This is a genomic window from Bradyrhizobium sp. SPXBL-04 (genome assembly GCF_051853035.1).
GTDB lineage: Bacteria > Pseudomonadota > Alphaproteobacteria > Rhizobiales > Xanthobacteraceae > Bradyrhizobium > Bradyrhizobium zhanjiangense.
The window spans coordinates 7,489,299-7,507,285 of record NZ_CP182472.1 but is presented as its reverse complement, the minus strand read 5'-3'; the positions used below and the strand labels follow the sequence as shown (position 1 = coordinate 7,507,285).

11 protein-coding genes and 2 pseudogenes are annotated in these 17,987 nt (G+C 63.0%); 7 read left to right on the top strand and 6 right to left on the bottom strand.

Annotated features, from left to right (window positions below; translation table 11 throughout):
• Positions 1 to 4 precede the first annotated feature (4 nt).
• The 5 genes and pseudogenes from ACNJX8_RS35785 (at position 5) to ACNJX8_RS35765 (ending at position 4,403) form a co-directional block, all read left to right on the top strand.
• Positions 5 to 811, top strand: a complete 807-nt coding sequence (locus ACNJX8_RS35785; protein ID WP_439358522.1) for an enoyl-CoA hydratase/isomerase family protein — start codon at positions 5 to 7, stop codon at positions 809 to 811.
• 76 nt (positions 812 to 887) lie between these two features.
• Positions 888 to 2,219 carry an MFS transporter gene (locus ACNJX8_RS35780; protein ID WP_439358521.1) on the top strand — a complete coding sequence of 444 codons (1,332 nt, stop codon included), beginning with the start codon at positions 888 to 890 and terminating at the stop codon, positions 2,217 to 2,219.
• Between the two features lie 58 nt (positions 2,220 to 2,277).
• Positions 2,278 to 2,646 (top strand): annotated as a pseudogene (locus ACNJX8_RS35775) (aldehyde dehydrogenase family protein); the annotation flags it as partial.
• 94 nt (positions 2,647 to 2,740) lie between these two features.
• A complete protein-coding gene (locus tag ACNJX8_RS35770) occupies positions 2,741 to 3,715 on the top strand; it encodes an aldehyde dehydrogenase family protein (protein ID WP_439358520.1) in 975 nt (324 codons plus the stop codon).
• Positions 3,716 to 4,142: 427 nt separating this feature from the next.
• Positions 4,143 to 4,403, top strand: a complete 261-nt coding sequence (locus ACNJX8_RS35765; protein ID WP_439358519.1) for a hypothetical protein — start codon at positions 4,143 to 4,145, stop codon at positions 4,401 to 4,403.
• Between the two features lie 492 nt (positions 4,404 to 4,895).
• Here the strand turns inward: ACNJX8_RS35765 and ACNJX8_RS35760 are convergent, their stop codons facing one another.
• The 4 genes from ACNJX8_RS35760 to ACNJX8_RS35745 form a co-directional block, all read right to left on the bottom strand.
• Positions 4,896 to 5,996 (bottom strand): dihydrolipoamide acetyltransferase family protein, encoded by a 1,101-nt coding sequence (locus ACNJX8_RS35760; protein WP_439358518.1) that lies wholly within the window; start codon positions 5,994 to 5,996, stop codon positions 4,896 to 4,898.
• Positions 5,997 to 6,016: 20 nt separating this feature from the next.
• On the bottom strand, positions 6,017 to 6,997 hold the full coding sequence (locus ACNJX8_RS35755) for an alpha-ketoacid dehydrogenase subunit beta (RefSeq protein ID WP_128937585.1): 981 nt from the start codon (positions 6,995 to 6,997) through the stop codon (positions 6,017 to 6,019).
• Positions 6,990 to 8,087, bottom strand: a complete 1,098-nt coding sequence (gene pdhA, locus ACNJX8_RS35750) for a pyruvate dehydrogenase (acetyl-transferring) E1 component subunit alpha (protein ID WP_439358517.1) — start codon at positions 8,085 to 8,087, stop codon at positions 6,990 to 6,992. The genes ACNJX8_RS35755 and pdhA overlap by 8 nt, the downstream gene beginning before the upstream one ends.
• Before the next feature lie 391 nt (positions 8,088 to 8,478).
• Positions 8,479 to 8,895, bottom strand: coding sequence for a hypothetical protein (locus ACNJX8_RS35745; protein ID WP_439358516.1), 417 nt, complete (start codon positions 8,893 to 8,895; stop codon positions 8,479 to 8,481).
• An 814-nt stretch (positions 8,896 to 9,709) separates the two neighbouring features.
• Between ACNJX8_RS35745 and ACNJX8_RS35740 the strand changes: the two genes are divergently transcribed.
• Together ACNJX8_RS35740 and ACNJX8_RS35735 are read left to right on the top strand one after the other, a co-directional pair.
• Entirely contained in the window at positions 9,710 to 11,728 is a 2,019-nt protein-coding gene (locus ACNJX8_RS35740) for an autotransporter assembly complex protein TamA (RefSeq protein ID WP_439358515.1), read from the top strand.
• Positions 11,728 to 16,077: a translocation/assembly module TamB domain-containing protein gene (locus tag ACNJX8_RS35735; RefSeq protein ID WP_439358514.1), complete on the top strand. Its 4,350-nt coding sequence runs from the start codon at positions 11,728 to 11,730 to the stop codon at positions 16,075 to 16,077. The genes ACNJX8_RS35740 and ACNJX8_RS35735 overlap by 1 nt, the downstream gene beginning before the upstream one ends.
• Before the next feature lie 198 nt (positions 16,078 to 16,275).
• On the opposite strand, the gene ACNJX8_RS35730 is transcribed toward ACNJX8_RS35735, so the two are convergent.
• Positions 16,276 to 16,725, bottom strand: a complete 450-nt coding sequence (locus ACNJX8_RS35730; RefSeq protein WP_439358513.1) for a VOC family protein — start codon at positions 16,723 to 16,725, stop codon at positions 16,276 to 16,278.
• A gap of 27 nt (positions 16,726 to 16,752) precedes the next feature.
• A pseudogene (locus ACNJX8_RS35725) lies at positions 16,753 to 17,963 on the bottom strand (ABC transporter substrate-binding protein).
• Between the last annotated feature and the right edge of the window lie 24 nt (positions 17,964 to 17,987).

The window sequence follows — 17,987 nt, the reverse complement described above, 5'->3', positions numbered from 1 at the left end:
CAAAATGCCGTCATCCTATACGTTCGCCGATCCCCGGCTCGCAAAGCTCGACGGGTTCAAGGTCGAGATCGACGAGGCGCATGAGCGCGCCGACATCATCCTGGGGCGTCCACCCTACAACGTCGTGCCGATGCCGCAGCGGGACCAGCTCCGGCTCACGTTCGAGACGCTGGACGAGGATCCTCGCGTGCGCGTCATCGTAGTCCGCGGCGAGGGCGAGCACTTCTCCAGCGGCGGCAATATCGGCGGCTTCATGGAGGCAAGCCCGGAGCACGTTTCCAAGCTCGCCTGGAACATCGCCGCCCCGGCGCGTTGCGCAAAACCCGTGATCGTCGCCAACCGCGGCTATTGCTTCGGCGTCGGTTTCGAGCTGTCGCTCGCCTGCGACTTCCGCATCGCGTCCGAGACCACGCAATACGCGCTGCCGGAGCAGAAGCTCGGCCAGATCCCGGGCTCGGGCGGTTCGGCCCGCCTGCAGAAGATGGTCGGCATCACCCGCACCAAGGACATCGTGATGCGCTCCAAGCGCATCTCGGCCAAGCAGGCCCATGAGTGGGGCATCGCCACCGAATGCGTGCCGGATGCCGAGCTGGAGAAGGCGACCGACAGACTGGTGGACGAGCTCCGCACCTTCTCGCCGCTGGCGCAGCGCACTGCCAAGAAGCTCCTCAACGACACCGAGGATTCGACGCTGGCGATCGCCATCGAGCTCGAAGGCCATTGCTACAGCCGCCTGCGCCAGTCGGAGGACTTCAAGGAGGGCGTCGAGGCCTTCAACGCCAAGCGCCCGCCGAAATTCGTCGGCCGCTGATCAGACGACACAACGGTTGCCGTGGTTCTCAGTGGCGCGGACCGCGGCGCCATTCAAACAGGGGAGGTAGAACAACATGGCTGAGATAAATATGCCGGTCGCGGGTGCGCAGGCGTCCGCGGACAACAAGCAAATGGTCAATGCGATCATCGCGTCCGTGCTCGGGTGGGCACTCGACCTCTTCGATTTGTTCATTCTGCTCTACGTGGCGCCGGTCGTGGGCGCGCTGTTCTTTCCGTCGAGCAATGCGGCACTGTCACTGGCAGCGGTCTACGGCTCGTTCGCCGTCACGCTGTTGATGCGGCCGCTCGGCTCGGCTGTATTCGGGCATTATGCCGACGTGCACGGCCGCAAGCAGGCTATGCTGATCGCCATCATCGGCGTGGGCCTCAGCACGGCGGCGTTCGGCCTGCTGCCGACCATTGCTCAGGTCGGCGTGATCGCACCGATCATCTTCCTGATCCTGCGTCTGGTTCAGGGCATCTTCGTCGGCGGCGTCGTGGCGTCCACCCACACGATCGGCACCGAGTCCGTGCCGCCGCAATGGCGCGGTGCGATGTCGGGCCTGGTGGGCGGCGGCGGTGCCGGCATCGGCGCGCTGCTCGCGTCCTTCATCTTCCTGATCACGTCCTCGATCTTCCCCGGTGATGCCTTTGCTGTCTGGGGCTGGCGCTTCATGTTCTTCTCGGGCCTCCTGAGCTCGCTGCTCGGCTGGTTCATCTTCCGCAATCTTGAGGAGTCGCCGTACTTCAAGGAGCTGAAGCGCCAGCAGGGCAACAAGCAGGCGAAGGTGTCGAAGGCGCCGGTCAAGGACGTCTTCTCCGGCGAGTATCGCGGCGTGCTGCTGGTCAATTTGCTCATCACCTTCGGTGGCGGCGCCGGCTATTACCTCACATCGGGCTACCTGCCGAGCTTCCTGAAGGTGATCAACGCGGTCCCGAACCAGACCTCGTCGCTGATCCTGATGGGGGCAAGCGTGTCGGCGTTCTTCTCGGCTGTGTTGGTCGGCTGGCTCAGCGATGGCATCGGCCGCAAGAAGACGTTCCTGTTGATCGGCACACTGGCGGCGGTGCTGCTGCCGCTTTGCTATCTCAGTCTCGCCGCCACCAAGGACACGACGCAGATCACGCTTCTTGCGCTCGCCATCGCTTTCATCGGCAATGCCGGTTACGCGCCGGTGCTGATCTTCCTGAACGAGCGCTTCCCGACAGCGCTGCGCGCCAGCGGCACGGGGCTGTCCTGGAACATCGGCTTCGCGCTGGGCGGCATGATGCCGACCTTCGTCTCGCTGGTGAGCGCCAGCCCGGCCCAGATTCCGATGTCGCTGGCGTACTTCGCGGTCGGTGTGTTCGTGGTCTACCTGATCGGGGCGATAGTCATCCCGGAAACCAAAGGCGACTTCAAATAGCGACGAGAGCCGCTGCGAACGACCCGCGGCCTTTCATCAACTCGTGGATTGAACAACAATGTCTCTTCATGCCCGCAATCTCATTGACGGCCGCTGGCAGCGTGCTGCCTCTGGCGAAACTGCGCCTAGCATCGATCCATCCTGCGATGCCGTGATCGGTGGCTTCGAGGCCAGCGGAAAGCCGGACGCAGAAGCGGCGGTCTCAGCCGCTCGACGCGCTTTCGATCGTCCAAATTGGTCGCAGAATCCACGTTTGCGCCAGCTGGTGATGCTGAGCTGGGCGAATCGGATGGAGCAACATGGGGAGGAACTGGCGCGTCTTCTTACGCTGGAGAATGGGAAACCGCTCGCGCAGTCCCGAGGCGAAATTGCGGCCAGCGTCTCGGAGATCCGCTACTATGCTGGATTGACCCGCCACATTCCCGGCCATGTGCTTGAAGTCGAGCCGGGAACGTTCTCGACCATGCTGCGAGAGCCGGCGGGCGTGGGCCGGGCTGATTATTCCGTGGAACGCGCCCGCCGTGCTGCTCATCCGCGCATTGGCCCCAGCTCTTGCGGCTGGCTGCACGGCGGTAATCAAGCCTGCACCGCAAACGGCTCTCGTAACGGCCGAGATCATCAAATGTCTGAGCGACATCGAGCAACTTCCTTCCGGCGCCGTCAATCTCGTCAACGAGCGGGGGCACGAGGTGGCCGAGTATCTGGTCACCGCGCCGGACGTTGATGTGCTCAGCTTTACGGGGCAGCGCGTCATGGCTGCCGCCGCGCCGACCATGAAAAAGCTGTCACTCGAACTGGGCGGGAAGTCGGCCTGCCTGGTATTTGAGGACGCAGATGCCGAGGCAGTCGCGCCAAAGCTCGCTGCAGCCGCAACGATCATCGCCGGACAACAATGTACGGCTGCGCGGCGTGTCCTGGTGCACGCATCGCAGTACGAGGCGATGAAGGGAGCATTGCGATCCGCCCTTGCGAAACTGAAACTTGGCTCCGGCATGTTGGCGGACACGGACATGGGGCCCTTGATCGACCGACAAGCCGTTGCCGCAGTCTCCCTGAGGATAGACGAGGCAATGGGTGCGGCTGACGAGGTCGTTCTGCGTGGCGGACGGCCAGCGGGAGACTTGTCGCGAGGAAATTTCCTAGCTCCAACCTTGGTTGCGCATCGAGATACTTCGGCCTCCTTTGTGCAGGAAGAAATATTTGGCCCGCTTGTTGTTCTGGAGAGGTTCGATGATGAGCAGGAAGCTGTGGCTCGAGCGAACCACAGCGAGTACGGCCTGTCCGCCAGCGTGTGGACCCATGATGGCGCGCGTGCCATGCGTGTCGCACGAGCTTTGCGCAACGGTACTGTGTGGATCAACGACCATAACAAGCTCTTTGCCGAGGCGGAAACGGGAGGATATCGGCGCAGTGGACTAGGTCGCCTACACGGCTACGATGCACTGATCGACTTCGTGGAGATCAAGCACATCTATCAGAATTGCGGGACAGTTTAGGGAGCAGACGCGTCCTCCATGAGCTCACGAAAGTTCCAGGGTAAAGCGACATCCCCGCCAGCGCATCTCTGATCAAGAAAAATGATACGGGCGCATCGGGCTGTCGAAAGACCCTAGCTAGGAGGCGCTTCGAAATTCCACAGGAAAGTCTCCCGGTCCTATTTGCTCAGCGACAACCCTCTTCGGTCAACTTGCTCGCTCAAATGAGGAGTTTCAGTCCTAAATTGTCAGACGGGCTTCGAGCTCTAACGAAAGTTGAAACACTTCCAAGCTGAATCCAAACTTTTGCGGAGATCCCCATTCAATCGCTCAACGCCCAGCCAAGACCGAACGCATTGAGCTTGTTACGTAAAGACCAACGCATCGGGGCAGAGTTTTGGGCGAATTTGGAAGCCGCTGGGGACGCTCCTCTTTCCGAGCGGATCTGGTGTCGTTGATTTCGATCCTACTCAAGTTGCCTTGCCACGCTCACCTTCGATGTCTCGGCGATCGCCTTGCCGAAGGCCGCAAAGAAATCGCAACGAATTGGTCAAACGACCGTGAACAAAACAGGATGGGGACGATCACCACACCAAGAAAAATCAATAACTTAGAGATGCTCATTGCGTTCGGGACGCAAGCGCGGCCTTTGGTCAAATCGCAACGTGAACCGAATGTCGGCATCGGTGGTTGCGCCTCCGGGATTTGAATCTGCAATTCGACCCGTGTGAAATTCTGACCAGAGACACCGCCTGCTAGCATACGATAGCGGCATCGAAAATTCGCTTGCTTGCGATTTTTCGCGACATGGGCCGCTTTCAGCCGACTGGTAGCCCGAGATCTTTCAACATTCCCCTGCGTGGGCGTAAAGCTGCGCTTACCCCAGGGCTCACGAACTGCCCTATGCGTAAAGATTGGATGAGATATCGCAAGTTTGGTTGGTGTGGGGAAAGGCGGTAGCGCTCCCCCGCTACCAATCCTGCGATTTTGTACGCCAAACTACGATCTTCTACGATTTCGCATCCACAGTGGTAGCGGTCGGCCTCATGGGAGAATTCAAGCCGGCGGCGGATCATTGAAGGATCCTCAATGCGCCCGCAGACAGGGGGCACGGGTTCCTGCAGGCTGTTGTGCGATGACAGGCTTGGGCTGGAAGACACGTCTCAGAAGACACGTCTCAGAAGCACGCGCAAACGGTGATTCACGGCGTAAGCTCAAGCTGCGACTTGAGCGCGACCAGGAAGCGAGCGGCCTCGCCGCCGGTCACGATGCGATGGTCGAAGGTGAGCGACAATGGCAGCATGCGCCTCACCGCTGGCTGGCCCCGATAAGCGACTGCCCGCTGCGAAATCCGCCCTGCTCCGATAATGGCCACCTGCGGCGGGACGATCACCAGATTGGCAAACCGGCCGCCAATCATCCCGAAATTCGACAGCGTAATGGTCGCGCCGCGCAGCTCTTCGGGGGGTATCGAGCGCGCGATTGAGTCGGCCCGCAAGCGGTCGAGGCCGGCCCGCAAGTCCGCGACGCTGCGCTCAGCGACATTGCGCAACACGGGAACGATGAGGCCGCCCTCTGTGTCAACGGCGATGCCTAAATCGATGCGCGCGATCAGGCGCCGTTCTCCCGTGCTGGAATTGTACCAGGCATTGAGAGCAGGTTCTGCCTTGCAGGCGATGGCGATCGCTCGCACCAGGCGGATCGTCACGTCCTCACCCGTCGGCCAATCGTCGATATCGGCTTCATCAGTTACGGTAGCGGGGACGACTTCCGCGTGGGCTGCCATCATGCGTTGGGCCATCGCGCGCCGCATGCCTCGCAGGGGCTCGGGGCGGCCGGTTTGGGACACGCTCTTTGCGGCCCGTTCGACATCGGCCCGTGTGATGGTGCCGCCGGGTCCGGTGGCCACGACGCTCTCAAGATCAATATCGAGCTTGCGCGCGAGTGCGCGCACAGCCGGAAACACCTGAGGCTGCTGTCCGGCCGGCCGCTCGGAGGAGGGCCCTGCCGCGAGCGGATGTTCAGTGCTGCCGAGTTCGCCGACAATTGTGCCGGTGTCCGGCTCGGCGCCTTCGGCAAATTCGACGAGCGGCGTTCCGACCTTCACGATGTCGCCCTTGGCGCCAAATACGTGCGCAATGCGTCCGCTCGACGGCGACGGTATTTCAACGACTGCCTTGTCCGTTTCGACGGAAACAAGCGGCTGATCGGTGACGACGTGATCGCCTTCGTTGACGTACCAGGCGACGATTTCCGCCTCTTCGAGACCCTCTCCCAGATCGGGCAGCATGAACTGGCGCATAGGACGAAGTCCGTCGAGAACTAGCTGAACTGGCACACCTTGCGCGCCCCGATGACGATGCGTTCGACCGAGGGCATATAGAACTGCTCGAGGCGTGCCATCGGGATGACGGTGTCGTAGCCGGTGATGCGGATCACGGGAGCGAGCAGCGAGGAAAGACCGAGTTCGGCGATAAGGGCTGCGATCTCGGCTCCGAATCCTCCGGTGCGAGCCGCCTCGTGCACGATGACGCAACGCCCGGTCTTTGCAATCGAGCCGAGCACGGTGCTTTCATCATAAGGCTTGAGCGTGGCAAGATCGATGACCTCGGCAGCAATGCCTTCGGCAGAGAGTGCATCGGCTGCGGCCATGGTCTCTTTCACCGCAGCTCCCCAACTGATCAGCGTGAGGTCGCGACCTTTCCGCAGGACAAAGGCATGATCCAGCGGCAAGGCTGCACCGTCATCCTGCAACTCGCCTCTTGCCGTACGGTATAAGCGTGTTGGCTCCAGAAACACCACCGGATCGGGATCGCGGATCGCGGCGAGGAGAAGTCGATAGGCGCGCTCCGGCGAAGAGGGCATGACAACGCGCAAGCCGGGAATATGGGCGAGCATCGCCTCGGTGCTTTCGGAATGATGCTCGGGCGCGCGAATGCCCGCCCCATGCGGTGCACGCAGGACCATTGGACAGGTGAGCCGTCCTTGGGTTCGGTTGCGAATTCGGGACGCATGGTTCACCAGCTGATCCAGACAGGGATAGATAAATCCCATAAACTGGATCTCGCCGACAGGCTTCAGCCCCTGCGCCGCCATGCCCACGCAGAGCCCGCTGATCAGGAGTTCAGCAAGCGGCGTATCAAGCACGCGCTCAGCGCCAAAGCGTTTCTGCAATCCTGCAGTTGCGCGGAAGACGCCTCCGTTGACGCCAACGTCTTCACCCAGCACGACGACGTCGGGATCGTCCTCCAATGCGCGTCCCAGCGCCAGATTGATGGCTTCCACCAGCGTTACCTCAGGCATCGTGCTCTCTCGCGAGCTCACCGCGCTGGGCCGCATAGACCTCTGGTAAATCGGCGTAGAGGTGATCGAACATGGTTTCCGGCCGGCGCGGTGCCGTTGCCAGGTAACGCTCAACCGCTGCCTCGATGCGCTCATGGCACTCGGAGGCGAGGCGCTCCTCATCCGCCTTGCCCCACATCTTTTGAGCAACGAGATAAGCCCTCAAGCGGGCAATCGGCTCTTCCTTCCAACGCGCCTGGACTTCGTCAGCCGAACGATAACGAGAAGCGTCATCGGAGGTTGTATGGTCGCCGAGGCGGTAGGTGACCGCCTCGATGAAACGGGGGCCTTTACCGTTGCGCGCCGCAGCGACGGCCTCTTCTGCGGCGGCGCGCATCGCCACCACGTCACTGCCATCGACCTGCTCGCCGGTGAATCCCGCGGCGATGGCCTTCTGCGCCAGCGTTTCGCAACTGGTCTGCAGCCGCAACGGTACCGAAATCGCCCATTGATTGTTGGCGACGACGAACACGATGGGCAATTTGTGCACACCGGCAAAATTCATCGCTTCGTAGACGTCGCCTTTCGAGGTGGCGCCATCGCCGAACAGGCACACGGCGACACGCGGCTCCTTGCGCAGCTTCAAAGCATAGGCGACGCCGGCGGCATGAGGCGCCTGAGATCCTACGGGAACGCAGAACGGAAAATCGTGGACCGGCCCGGAGAAACAATTGCCGCGTTCATCCCCGCCCCAAAACAGCAGGATCTCTTCAAGCTTGACCCCGCGCCAAATCAGCGCGCCATTGTCGCGATAGGAGGGTAACAACACGTCTTCTTCCCGCATCGCGCTGGCCATGCCAACCGACACCGCCTCCTGGCCGAGTGAAACGGCGTAAGTCCCAAGCCGGCCGGTGCGCTGCAATGCAACAGCCTTCTGGTCAAACAGGCGCAGCAGCACCATGGCCCGGTAGAGCGAGATGAGCAGGTCGGCGTCGGAGGCGAAGGCAGGGAGCGGCCGGTTTATCGAGCCGTTTGGCGCGAGGTAGTTGCGATGGCGCACCTCAAAACGCGCGATGACGGGCAGATCTTGATTTAACCTGCGGCTGGCCACGCGCTCACTCCCGGAGCGATTTTGCCCTCTGTAACTTGCTCAGTTGGTGATTGTGACGAGACGATGCAAGAGACTACGGCGGGTTCCGCTGATGCGCACCCGGTTATTGCTGCACTGCAGGTTGCCGGGATCGATCCACACGATCGTGGAAGCGACGCAGCGATGGCGGTATAGGAGATAGGAGATCATGGCAAATGGTCAGTCGTCCTGGTAACGACTGAGCCTCCGGGCGGCGGCCCACCGGTTCGCTCGGTCTTTCTTCGTGACCGAAGGAGATCCGGCCAAGGCGGCAGCCGTCATTGCGGCCATCATGGCCCCGAATGAAAGAGTTGAAGCGTGGGGACCACTTCGGGAAGTTGCCGTCAGGCACTCGGTTTGAAACCTGGTGACTTCACGTAGGGGTGACGGGCGTCCGGCGATACGAGAACAGTACTGGCGAAATAGTGGGTTTCGCGATGTAACGGACCCCCGCTACCAATCGTACGAGTTTCTCCGCCAAGCTACGATTTTCCGCGACACCATGTGCTCGATGGTAGCGCTTTGGGCCGGCGACATGGGTGGTCGCCAGCGCCGGATCAATGGCGGTTGAGGCGATACCGCTGACGCGTCGATTGATAACAAGGCCGCGCCGCTGCCTCTTCCGTCTCCGAATGCGTATCCAAGGCGGCCGGAAGAACATTGATCGGCAGATCGCCAAAGCCGAGGCGTAGAACGGCGAATAAATCTCCAAACCAAGCGCAAGCGCGTCACCGATTTGAAGCTCCGACTTCGGGAATGCGACCAGAAGCGCCCAACGCTCCTGCGACATCAAACGCGTCCGGGTTCAATCGAAGGCAGCACGATGCGCCGCCATCCGGCTTCACCCAATCGACAGGACTCTTCTGGTTGTTGATGCCGCAACCGTCGAGAGCCCGGTCGCAAGCGGCCTTTGATCTCCACGTCAAACGCGCCCTGGCGGGGCGAGGAGCCTACGCATGTCTAGCGGCAGTTCATGGCGAAGCGGGCACTTTTTTCATCGATCGCTTCCCCAATCCAAACGCACTCAGGATCTTTGTTTGGATCATCTCAGCGACGTCGATGGTGTGAGACGAGCGTGAAGAGCTTGAACTTGTCATGGAAATAGCTCGCGCATCGCCGGTGGCGATAGCCGGGACGCCTTTGGGGAAGTGCAGCGCGGAGAGAGGCGCTTGAACTTGCCATGGCTGCTCCGCAGCTACGCAAGGGCGCGCTGGAATCACGCCTTGAAATTTCCCGATCATGGATTCCGATGCGGATGTTCCCCGTTGCAAGAAATTCTGTGAGGACTCGTTACCGGAATGCCGCCCAAAAACAATAATGGCAAAGAGTCGCGCGCGGAACTCTTCGGATGGGGCACACAGTTTCTAGAGCATTTTTTCGTGGAGCGTACCTGAACAGTGGAGCTTTCCTGAACGTCGTGGTCTTTGTTCAATCAATAGAAGATTACGAAGACGATTTTTTCTGTGCCCTACATTGTCCATCATGATGTCTATCAATTTCGCGTGTGGTGCCTGTTGAATGCGGAGACAGGGGATCGCCGGGCCTGAGTTGCAGAGGCTCGAGTTGTCAACAGGCGAGTACGGAGCGGAACAATCAAGCAAATCGTGTTGCGACGATGCCTGCCGCTGCGGCGGGCAAGGCGAGGATATTTTGTCGCTGCGGCGCGACGCATCCTGCGTTCGGGATGTGTCGCCGTCGTCGGTTGGTCGCTGTGCGAGCAGGCTCACGCGCTCGATTTCTTTGGCCTTTTCGGTTCCGACGATCCGCCGCCGGTCAGCGCCACGACGCTGTCCTATCGGCTGGAGATTGAGGCCAAGACGCTGGATGGCAAGAATGATAGCGACGCCGAGCAGGTGTTGCGCGATGCCTCCGGCACCTATCGCCTCCGACAGGAACCACCGCCGGATGGCGAAGGTCTCGTGCGCCGGCTTCAGGCCGATATCAATCCGCTGCTCGATGCCCTTTGGGGGCTTGGCCGCTATAATGCCCAGATCGATGTAACGGTGGACGGAGTTCCCGTATCCCCCGACGAGACCGGGCTCGCCGCCGCGGCGCGTCGGGCCGACACCTTTCGCAATCGGTCGGTCGTTCCAATCAAGGTCACCGCACGGCTCGGTCCCTTGTTCAAGCTGCGCACCGTCGAAGTGGATTATGCGCGCGAGCAAGCGCCGCGTGGATTGCCGCGCCGCGCCTTTGCGCTGAAGTCCGGCGATCCCGCGATCTCGGCCGACCTGCGCGCCGCGCAGGTGAAGCTCGTGGACTGGTTCCGCAGCAACGGACATCCGCTTGCGAAGATCGCCGACGTCAAGGCCACCGTCGATCATGCGGCCGCCGCAATGGACTTTCGGCTGCGCGTCGAAGCGGGCCCCGAAGCCGGCATCGGCGCCGTCACGATCTCGGGCGGAGATGTCGACCCGAGGGTGGTCGCCACGCATGTCCACCTGAGGGAAGGCGAGCCTTATTCGCCCGAGCGGCTTGCCTTGACGAAGACCTCGATCGCTAGGATCCCAGCCATCGGAGGAATTCGCATCCGCGAGGCCGACAAGCTCGACGCCAATGGCAACCTGCCGGTCTTCATCGATTTGACAGAAAGGCCGAGGCACGCGGTGGGTCTCTCGGCGAAATATTCCACCGTCGATGGTCCCGGCATTGCGGGCTATTACGAGGATCGGAACATATTCGGCGGCGGCGAGCGCCTGAGGCTCGAAGCGTCCGCCTCGCTTCTACAACGGGTCGACGGCACGTCCTTCAACGGCTTCAATAATCTCCACGCCTCGGATTTCGGCGCGCGATTGACCGCTACCTTCATCAAGCCGGGCATGTTCGGTACGGCCAACGATCTTCTGGTCGAGGCCACTGCGTTCCGCGAGCGTGTCGGCAACAACGACCTCGGCGGTTACGCCGACGATACGGTGCGCGGCACATTCGGCGTGATCCACCGCTTTTCGGAAGCGGCTTCGCTGCAGGCCGGTCTTCAGGTCGAGCAATCGAAATCGCTGGACGTGCTGGGGCGGGTCGACGCGACGCTGATCGGCTTCACCGCGACCGGCCGCTACGACACCACCGACAATCCGCTCGACCCCACGCGCGGTGTGCGCCTGTCGGCGACCGTCAATGCCTATCCGAAGCTGATGGGCTCCACCATCGATCTGTTCGAAGGGCGGATCGCGGGCTCGGCTTACTATGCGCTCGACGAGCAGGCCAATTACGTTCTGGCGGGCCGGTTGGCTGCAGGCTCGCTTGCGGGAGCGCCGCTCGCCGAGATCCCGGATGCGCATCGCTTCTTCGCTGGCGGCGGCGGATCCGTGCGCGGTTACGGGTTCAATACCATTTCGCCGATGATGTTCGGCCAAATCACCGGTGGTCGCAGCCTGATCGAGGGCTCCGCCGAGGTGCGGGTGAGGATCACGCCCACCATCGGCCTCGTGCCATTCTTCGACTTTGGCACCGCCTCCCGATCATCCGTGCCAGGCTTCGACGACTATGTGGGCTATGGGGCGGGACTTGGCTTGCGTTATCTCACGCCGGTCGGCCCGATCCGCCTTGATGTTGCGACGCCGCTGAATCCACGCCCCGGCGACAGCCGCTACGCAATCTATGTCAGCATTGGGCAAGCATTCTGATGCGCATCCGACGACCGCTCATCGTTTGTTCCGCCGTCGCCGCCCTCGGACTCGTCTGCGTCGCGTTGCTCGGCATCGTAGTCTACGGAATGGTGGGCGGGAGCGGCGAGAACCAGCAGGATGTGCTGGCCAGTCTTGTCTCGCGGACGCTCTCGACACCGGCGACCCAGATCCATGTCGGCGCCGTCGATGGCGTGTTGTCCTCGGATGCCACGGTCCGCGACGTCAGCATCACCGACAAGGACGGAGTCTGGCTGACGCTCGACAAGGCGCGCCTCGTCTGGCGACGCAGCGCACTGCTGCTGGGGCGACTGGAGATCGACCGTCTCGAGATCGGCACGCTTGAGATCAGGCGAAAGCCTCTGCCATCCGACCAACCTGTCGCCGAGTCCGACCAGCCGATCCTGCCCGACCTTCCGGTGAAGGTGCAGGTGAAGGCTTTCGACCTGCGAGCCCTGACGCTTGGGCAGTCCATTCTGGGTGAAGCCCTCAGTGTCGCGGCGACCGGCAATACCGAGCTCGGCTCGCCCGCCGAAGGGCTCGTCCTCAATCTCGACGCCATCCGCAAGGATTTTCCGGGCCGCTTCAAGGCCGCTCTCGCCTACGTTCCGCAGGGAAATGCGCTGACCCTCAACGTCACGCTTGACGAGCCGGCCCATGGACTCATGTCGAAGCTCGGTCATTTGCCGGGCGAGCCGCCCGTCATATTCGCACTGGGCGGCCAGGGCAAGCTCGACAGCTTTCGTGGTGCCCTGAAGTTGCAGGCCGGCCCCACGATCGATGCGACCGGCACGATTACGCTTGACCGAAACGGTGCGGGCCGAGTGCTTGCAACGCGCCTTACTAGCCATCTCGGGCCGTTGTTGCCGGCAATTGCCGCGCCGGTCTTTGCCGGTGAAACCAAGCTCGACAGCACGACGCGTATTGGTGACGACGGCAGCGTCGTACTGGACGGGCTGACGCTCACGAGTCATCTCGCCCGGCTCGACGCGAAGGGCTTGCTCGGAGCCGACAAGATGATGGATTTCGCGGCCTCCATCCGCGCCCTGCCAAGCAACGGCGATGTGACCGAAACCGACCACGGCTCGATCCGCAGCCTCGTCTTCGATAGCCGCGTCACGGGCACGATCAAAGCTCCCACAGCATCGGTCAAGCTCGCGCTGTCGGGTGCTCATCTACCGGACGGAGACGTCGAGACGCTTGACGCTTCCGTCACGGCCCTCCCTCGCGCCGAAGCCAGCGATCCCGCAACGCGTATTATCCTTGACGCGAACCTGCGCGCCTCCGGCATTGCGGCACGCGACGCGAGTCTGGCGGCCGCGATCGGCAACACCGCATCGCTCGTGCTCCACGGCGATACGGACCTGGGCGGCCGCGCCAGGATCGAGCGTCTCGAAATCGGCACCTCCACGGTTCAGGCGACCTATACAGGTGATGTCAGCGCCGATCGCCTGCATGGCCGTGCTGCCGGCACCGTGCCCGACCTCGGGTACTTTGCCGACCTTGCCGGGCTGAAGCTCAAGGGCTCGGTGGCGTTCGGCCTCGATCTCGACGCGGACCTCCAGCGTGGCAGCTTTGACGCCCGAATGTCAGGCACCGGCGAGAAGCTTGCGACGGGACTTGCGGCGCTCGATGGGCTCGCGGGGGCGCGGCTCGCACTCGCAGCCGATCTCTCTGCCGATGGCCGCGACAACTACACGGTCCGCGGCGCGTCGCTCGATGGAGCCAACGTCGCGGTTCGCGTCAAGGGAACAGTGACGCGCGACTCGAGCGACCTGTCGGCCCATGTGGACCTGCCGGATCTCTCGGCGGCCGATGCGCGCCTCACCGGTGCGGGAGCTCTCGACGTCGGCATGACCGGCGGGCTCGCGCATCCCAGCGTTTCGTTCGGAGCCTCGGTGGATCGCGCCACCGCGATGCGGCGCCGCATTCCGCATCTGGAACTCGCCGCGACGGTCAACGACATCAACGGACTCTGTGCCGTCGACACCAAGCTCAGCGGCTCCGTCGACGGCAACCCGGTGCACGGGATTGTTCAGGTGAGCCGCCGATCGTCGGAGCGTGACGATCGCGGAGCTCCCGCTTTTGCCGGATGGCACGCAAAGACCCTCGACATCGCGATCGGCTCGGTGTCCCTGAAGGGGGCAGGAACGGTCGACGCGCAGAGATTCGCAAGCGGGCAGATTCGCTTCGCAGCTGGGGCGCTCGCCGACCTCTCACCGCTTGTTCTCACAGAACTCGCCGGTTCGGCCTCACTCGACCTTGCCGCTTCGGCTGATGGCGGCCAGCAGTCCGTCCGTCTCGTTGGCAAGGGCGCGGGAATCCGTGCCGCCGGTATGGCCATCCGCAGTTTCGATCTGCGCGCCGATGGCGCCGATCTCTACAGCCATCCGGTGCTCAATGTGGATACCCGCGTCAACGATGCCGAGTTCGGCGGTCAGACCGTCTCGAGCATCGCGCTGACGGCCAGGGGCAATGCCGATACGAGCGCGATCGGTCTCTCCGCCAAGGCTGCCGGCTTCGATCTCGATGCCGCGGGTGCGTTGACGTCCAGGCAGCGGACGCGGTTCGACCTCAATCGTTTCACCGCACGGCGTGGCGCCAATGCGATCGTGCTGCAGGGGCCCGCAGGCTTCACGCTCGACGACGGCACGGTGCTGATCGAGCATCTGGCGCTCGGAATTGGCAGTGGCCGCTTCACCGTCGATGGTAAGGCCGGCAAGGCGCTCGACCTCAAGGCCGTGGCAAGCGCAATCCCACTCGGCGCGGCCGATGTCGCGATGCCTGGTTTGAGGCTCGCCGGGACGCTTGACGCTTCAGCCGCGATCGCCGGCTCCGCGAGCGCGCCGATGGGTCAATACAACGTGGCCGTCAACCAGCTCGCGGCGCCGCAGACCAGGAGCGCGGGCTTGCCGCCGATCGACATTGCCGCGAATGGGCGGCTCGATGGAGGCCGCGCGAGCTTGAACACTACGGTTGCCGCGGGAAAAGCCGGCACGTTCACGGCGTCGGGCACGCTGCCGCTCGACGCCACGGGCCCGATTGCGCTGACCGCGAAGGGCCGCCTCGATGCCGCCGTCGCCAATGCGATGCTCTCCGCCTCCGGCCGCACCGTGTCCGGTAGCGTCGCGCTCGATGCCCGTGTCGGCGGCACGCGCTCGAAGCCTCAGATCGGTGGTGTCGCCACCATGAGCGGAGGCACCTTCCGCGACAGCATGCTCGGCACGCGCCTCGATGCCATCGAGGCGAAAATCACCGCCGAAGGAGAGCGGATCGTCGTGGAGCGCCTGGCTGCGGTGACGCCCAACGGCGGCACGTTGTCAGGCTCCGGCCAGGTGAGGGTCGCCCCGGATGCAGGCTTCCCAGGCACGGTCTCGATCCGTGCCCAGCAGGCGACCCTCGCCGCCAGCGCGCTGGCGACCGCTCAGGCCAATCTCGCCCTCGACGTCACGGGCGCCCTGGCGCGCGATCCACGGATTGCCGGTCGCATCGACCTGACCCGCGTCAGTGTCGATATTCCGGACCGCCTGCCTTCGACGCTCAAGCCGATCGACGGCATCAACCATGTGAACGCCTCGGGCCAGGCCGCCGCACGCCTTGCGGCTGCGCGCAAGGCGGAGACGCTAAAGGGCAACAAGGGGCGCCCGGCACTCTTCAACGCTTCGCTCGACGTGACGGTCTCGGCGCCGAACCACGTCTTCATCCATGGCCGCGGGGCGACTGCGGAGCTCGGCGGCTCCATTCACGTGGGTGGCACGACCAACGGTCCGGTGCCGAAGGGCGCCTTCTCGCTTTTCCAGGGCAAGCTGGTGGTGCTCGGAAAGACGTTGAACTTCACCAAGGGTAATCTCTCCTTCAACGGAGATCTCGCGCCCGAGCTCGATTTCGCGGCAGAGATACAGGCCTCCGACATCACCGCACAGGTCGGAATCTCGGGACCGGCGGCCGCGCCGGTCTTCGCCTTCCATTCGCAGCCCGAGTTGCCGCAGGATGAGATCCTGTCGCGCATTCTCTTTCAGAAGGCCTCGGGAAGCCTGACGACCTCGCAGGCCGTACAGCTCGCAGGGGCCGCGGCTCAGTTTGCAAGCGGTGGCGAGGGAACGGTGGACCGCATGCGCCGCTCGCTTGGGGTCGACAATCTGGACGTGGGTGCCGGGGCGGGCGGTCCGATGGTCGGCGCCTCGCGCGCGATCGGCGACAGGCTGAGCGTGGGTGTGCGGACGGGCGCGAGCCCCAGCCAGTCAGGTGTGTCGGCCAATGTCGACGTGACGCGCCACATCCGCGTCGAGTCGGATGTTGATGCGAAGGGCTCGACATCCGTCGGGGTCGGCACGCGATTCGAATGGTAACGCAAAAGCGATTCTTCGACCCATCCCGGCTCATCCGAGAGGGGCGATCATCTGTCGTGCCGCGAGAACGCGAAGGCGCGTCTGCTGTTGGAAAATCGAAGCTGCATGGCAAATCGATGTTCCCTGGCTGGAGTGCTCGCAGCGTGAGCGGCGACGAGGTCGGCGATTGTGTCGAGCGGAGGTGCGGTGTCCACGGGCTCATCCCCCGAAGCCGTAGTAGTCGCGCACCGCCGGCTCGCGCAGCTTGCCCGGCTCGAAGACCTCGATGACGACGCCATCGGGCGCGCCGAGCATGAAATAGCCGCCACCTCCGCCCAGGCGGCGGATCGGATTGGGAATATGCAGGTTCGCGGCCTTCATGCGTTCGTACAGCTCGTCGATACCGACGACCTGCATGCCGAGATGATGGACGGCGTTCTTGCCTTCGCCGCGCGGAAGCTGGTCGTAGAGGTGGATGGCGCCAATACCGACCTTGATGAAGACGTTCCGCGCACCCGCGACATCGCCATCCCACGTCACTTTTGCATCGAACCATGTCCTGTAGAAGTCGATGGTGGCATCGACGTTGGATGCAAACAGATGCACGTGCTGGAGGTGGTAGCGCTGCTTGGTGCCGTAGGGGTACTGCCATTCGTTTTCGGGCGTCATTGTTGTCCTCGGATGTTTGATATCGCGTCAGTGCTTCACGAGCGGGCAGGTGCTCTCAGTCGGCGGAATGGTCAGGTCTCGAGCCGGGATCGTGCGCAAAATCTTGTAGAGGTCCCACTCCCCCTTGGACTCCTTGGGAGCCTTGACCTCGGCGAGATACATGTCGCAACGACGCGGCCGTCCTCGCGGATCGTGGCGCCGTGGGTGAAGGCGCTCTCGATCGGCGTTGCGCGCATCTTCGCGATCACGTTGTTTGCGTCGTCCGATCCGGTTGCCTCGATCGCCTGCAGATAATGACGGACGGCCTCATAAACGCCGATCTGCATGAAGGTCGGCCGCTGGCCCTTGCGCCGGCCTGCGAACTTCTCCGACCAAGCGCGGGTCTGTTCGTTGAGATCCCAGTAGAACGGCGTCGTGAGAAAGGTGCCTTGCGTTGCCTGGAGGCCGAGCGAGTGGACGTCGGTGAGCAGCAGCAGCATCGCGGCCATCTTCTGCCCGCCGGCAGTCAGGCCGAACTCCTCGGCCTGCTTGATGGTTGCGACCGTATCGCCGGCGGCGTTTGCGAGCCCGACGATATTCGCCTTCGAAGCCTGCGCTTGCAGAAGGAAGGAGGCGAAATCGGTGGTGCCTTGCGGGTGCGCGGAAGCTCCCAATACCTTGCCGCCATTGGCTTGAACGACGGCGCTGGCATCCTTCTGAAGCTGATGACCGAAAGCGTAGTCCGCGGTCACGAAGTACCAGCTCTTGCCGCCGCCCTCGACCACGGTCTTGGCCGTGCCGCGGGCGAGGGCATAGGTATCGAAGGTCCAGGCCACGCTGGTCGGCGCGCAGAACTGGTTGATGAGCGCGGTCGTTCCGGGCGACGAGAACAGCATGACGCGCGACCGTGTCCGGGCGACCTCCTGAACCGCCAGCGCGACGGCCGAGTTCGGAACGTCGGCGATGGCGTCCACGCCCTCCTGCTCGAACCTTTTGCGGGCGATGCTGGCGCCAACGTCGGGCTTGAGCTGATGGTCTGCGAACACGATCTGCACAGGCTTGCCGGCGACGCGGTTGCCGAATTCCTCCGCAGCCAGTTGCGCCGCGACGACCGAGCCTTCGCCCGTGGCATCGGAGACGATGCCCGACATGTCGGTCAACACGCCGATCTTGACGACGTCGTCGGAGATCTGTGCGCAAGCAGGCGCGCTTGCGCCGATCGCCAGTCCTGCGACGAGCATCCCGAATACCAGCCTCATCCAGCGTTCCCCATCATGATTTGA

What these genes read in the sequence shown, in the direction of transcription:
- ACNJX8_RS35785 (WP_439358522.1), top strand. Translation starts at nt 5, where the DNA reads ATGCCGTCATCCTATACGTTCGCCGATCCCCGGCTCGCAAAGCTCGAC.
- ACNJX8_RS35760 (WP_439358518.1), bottom strand. Translation starts at nt 5,996, where the DNA reads ATGCGCCAGTTCATGCTGCCCGATCTGGGAGAGGGTCTCGAAGAGGCG.
- ACNJX8_RS35745 (WP_439358516.1), bottom strand. Translation starts at nt 8,895, where the DNA reads ATGTCGCAGGAGCGTTGGGCGCTTCTGGTCGCATTCCCGAAGTCGGAG.
- ACNJX8_RS35755 (WP_128937585.1), bottom strand. Translation starts at nt 6,997, where the DNA reads ATGCCTGAGGTAACGCTGGTGGAAGCCATCAATCTGGCGCTGGGACGC.
- ACNJX8_RS35780 (WP_439358521.1), top strand. Translation starts at nt 888, where the DNA reads ATGGCTGAGATAAATATGCCGGTCGCGGGTGCGCAGGCGTCCGCGGAC.
- ACNJX8_RS35730 (WP_439358513.1), bottom strand. Translation starts at nt 16,725, where the DNA reads ATGACGCCCGAAAACGAATGGCAGTACCCCTACGGCACCAAGCAGCGC.
- ACNJX8_RS35735 (WP_439358514.1), top strand. Translation starts at nt 11,728, where the DNA reads ATGCGCATCCGACGACCGCTCATCGTTTGTTCCGCCGTCGCCGCCCTC.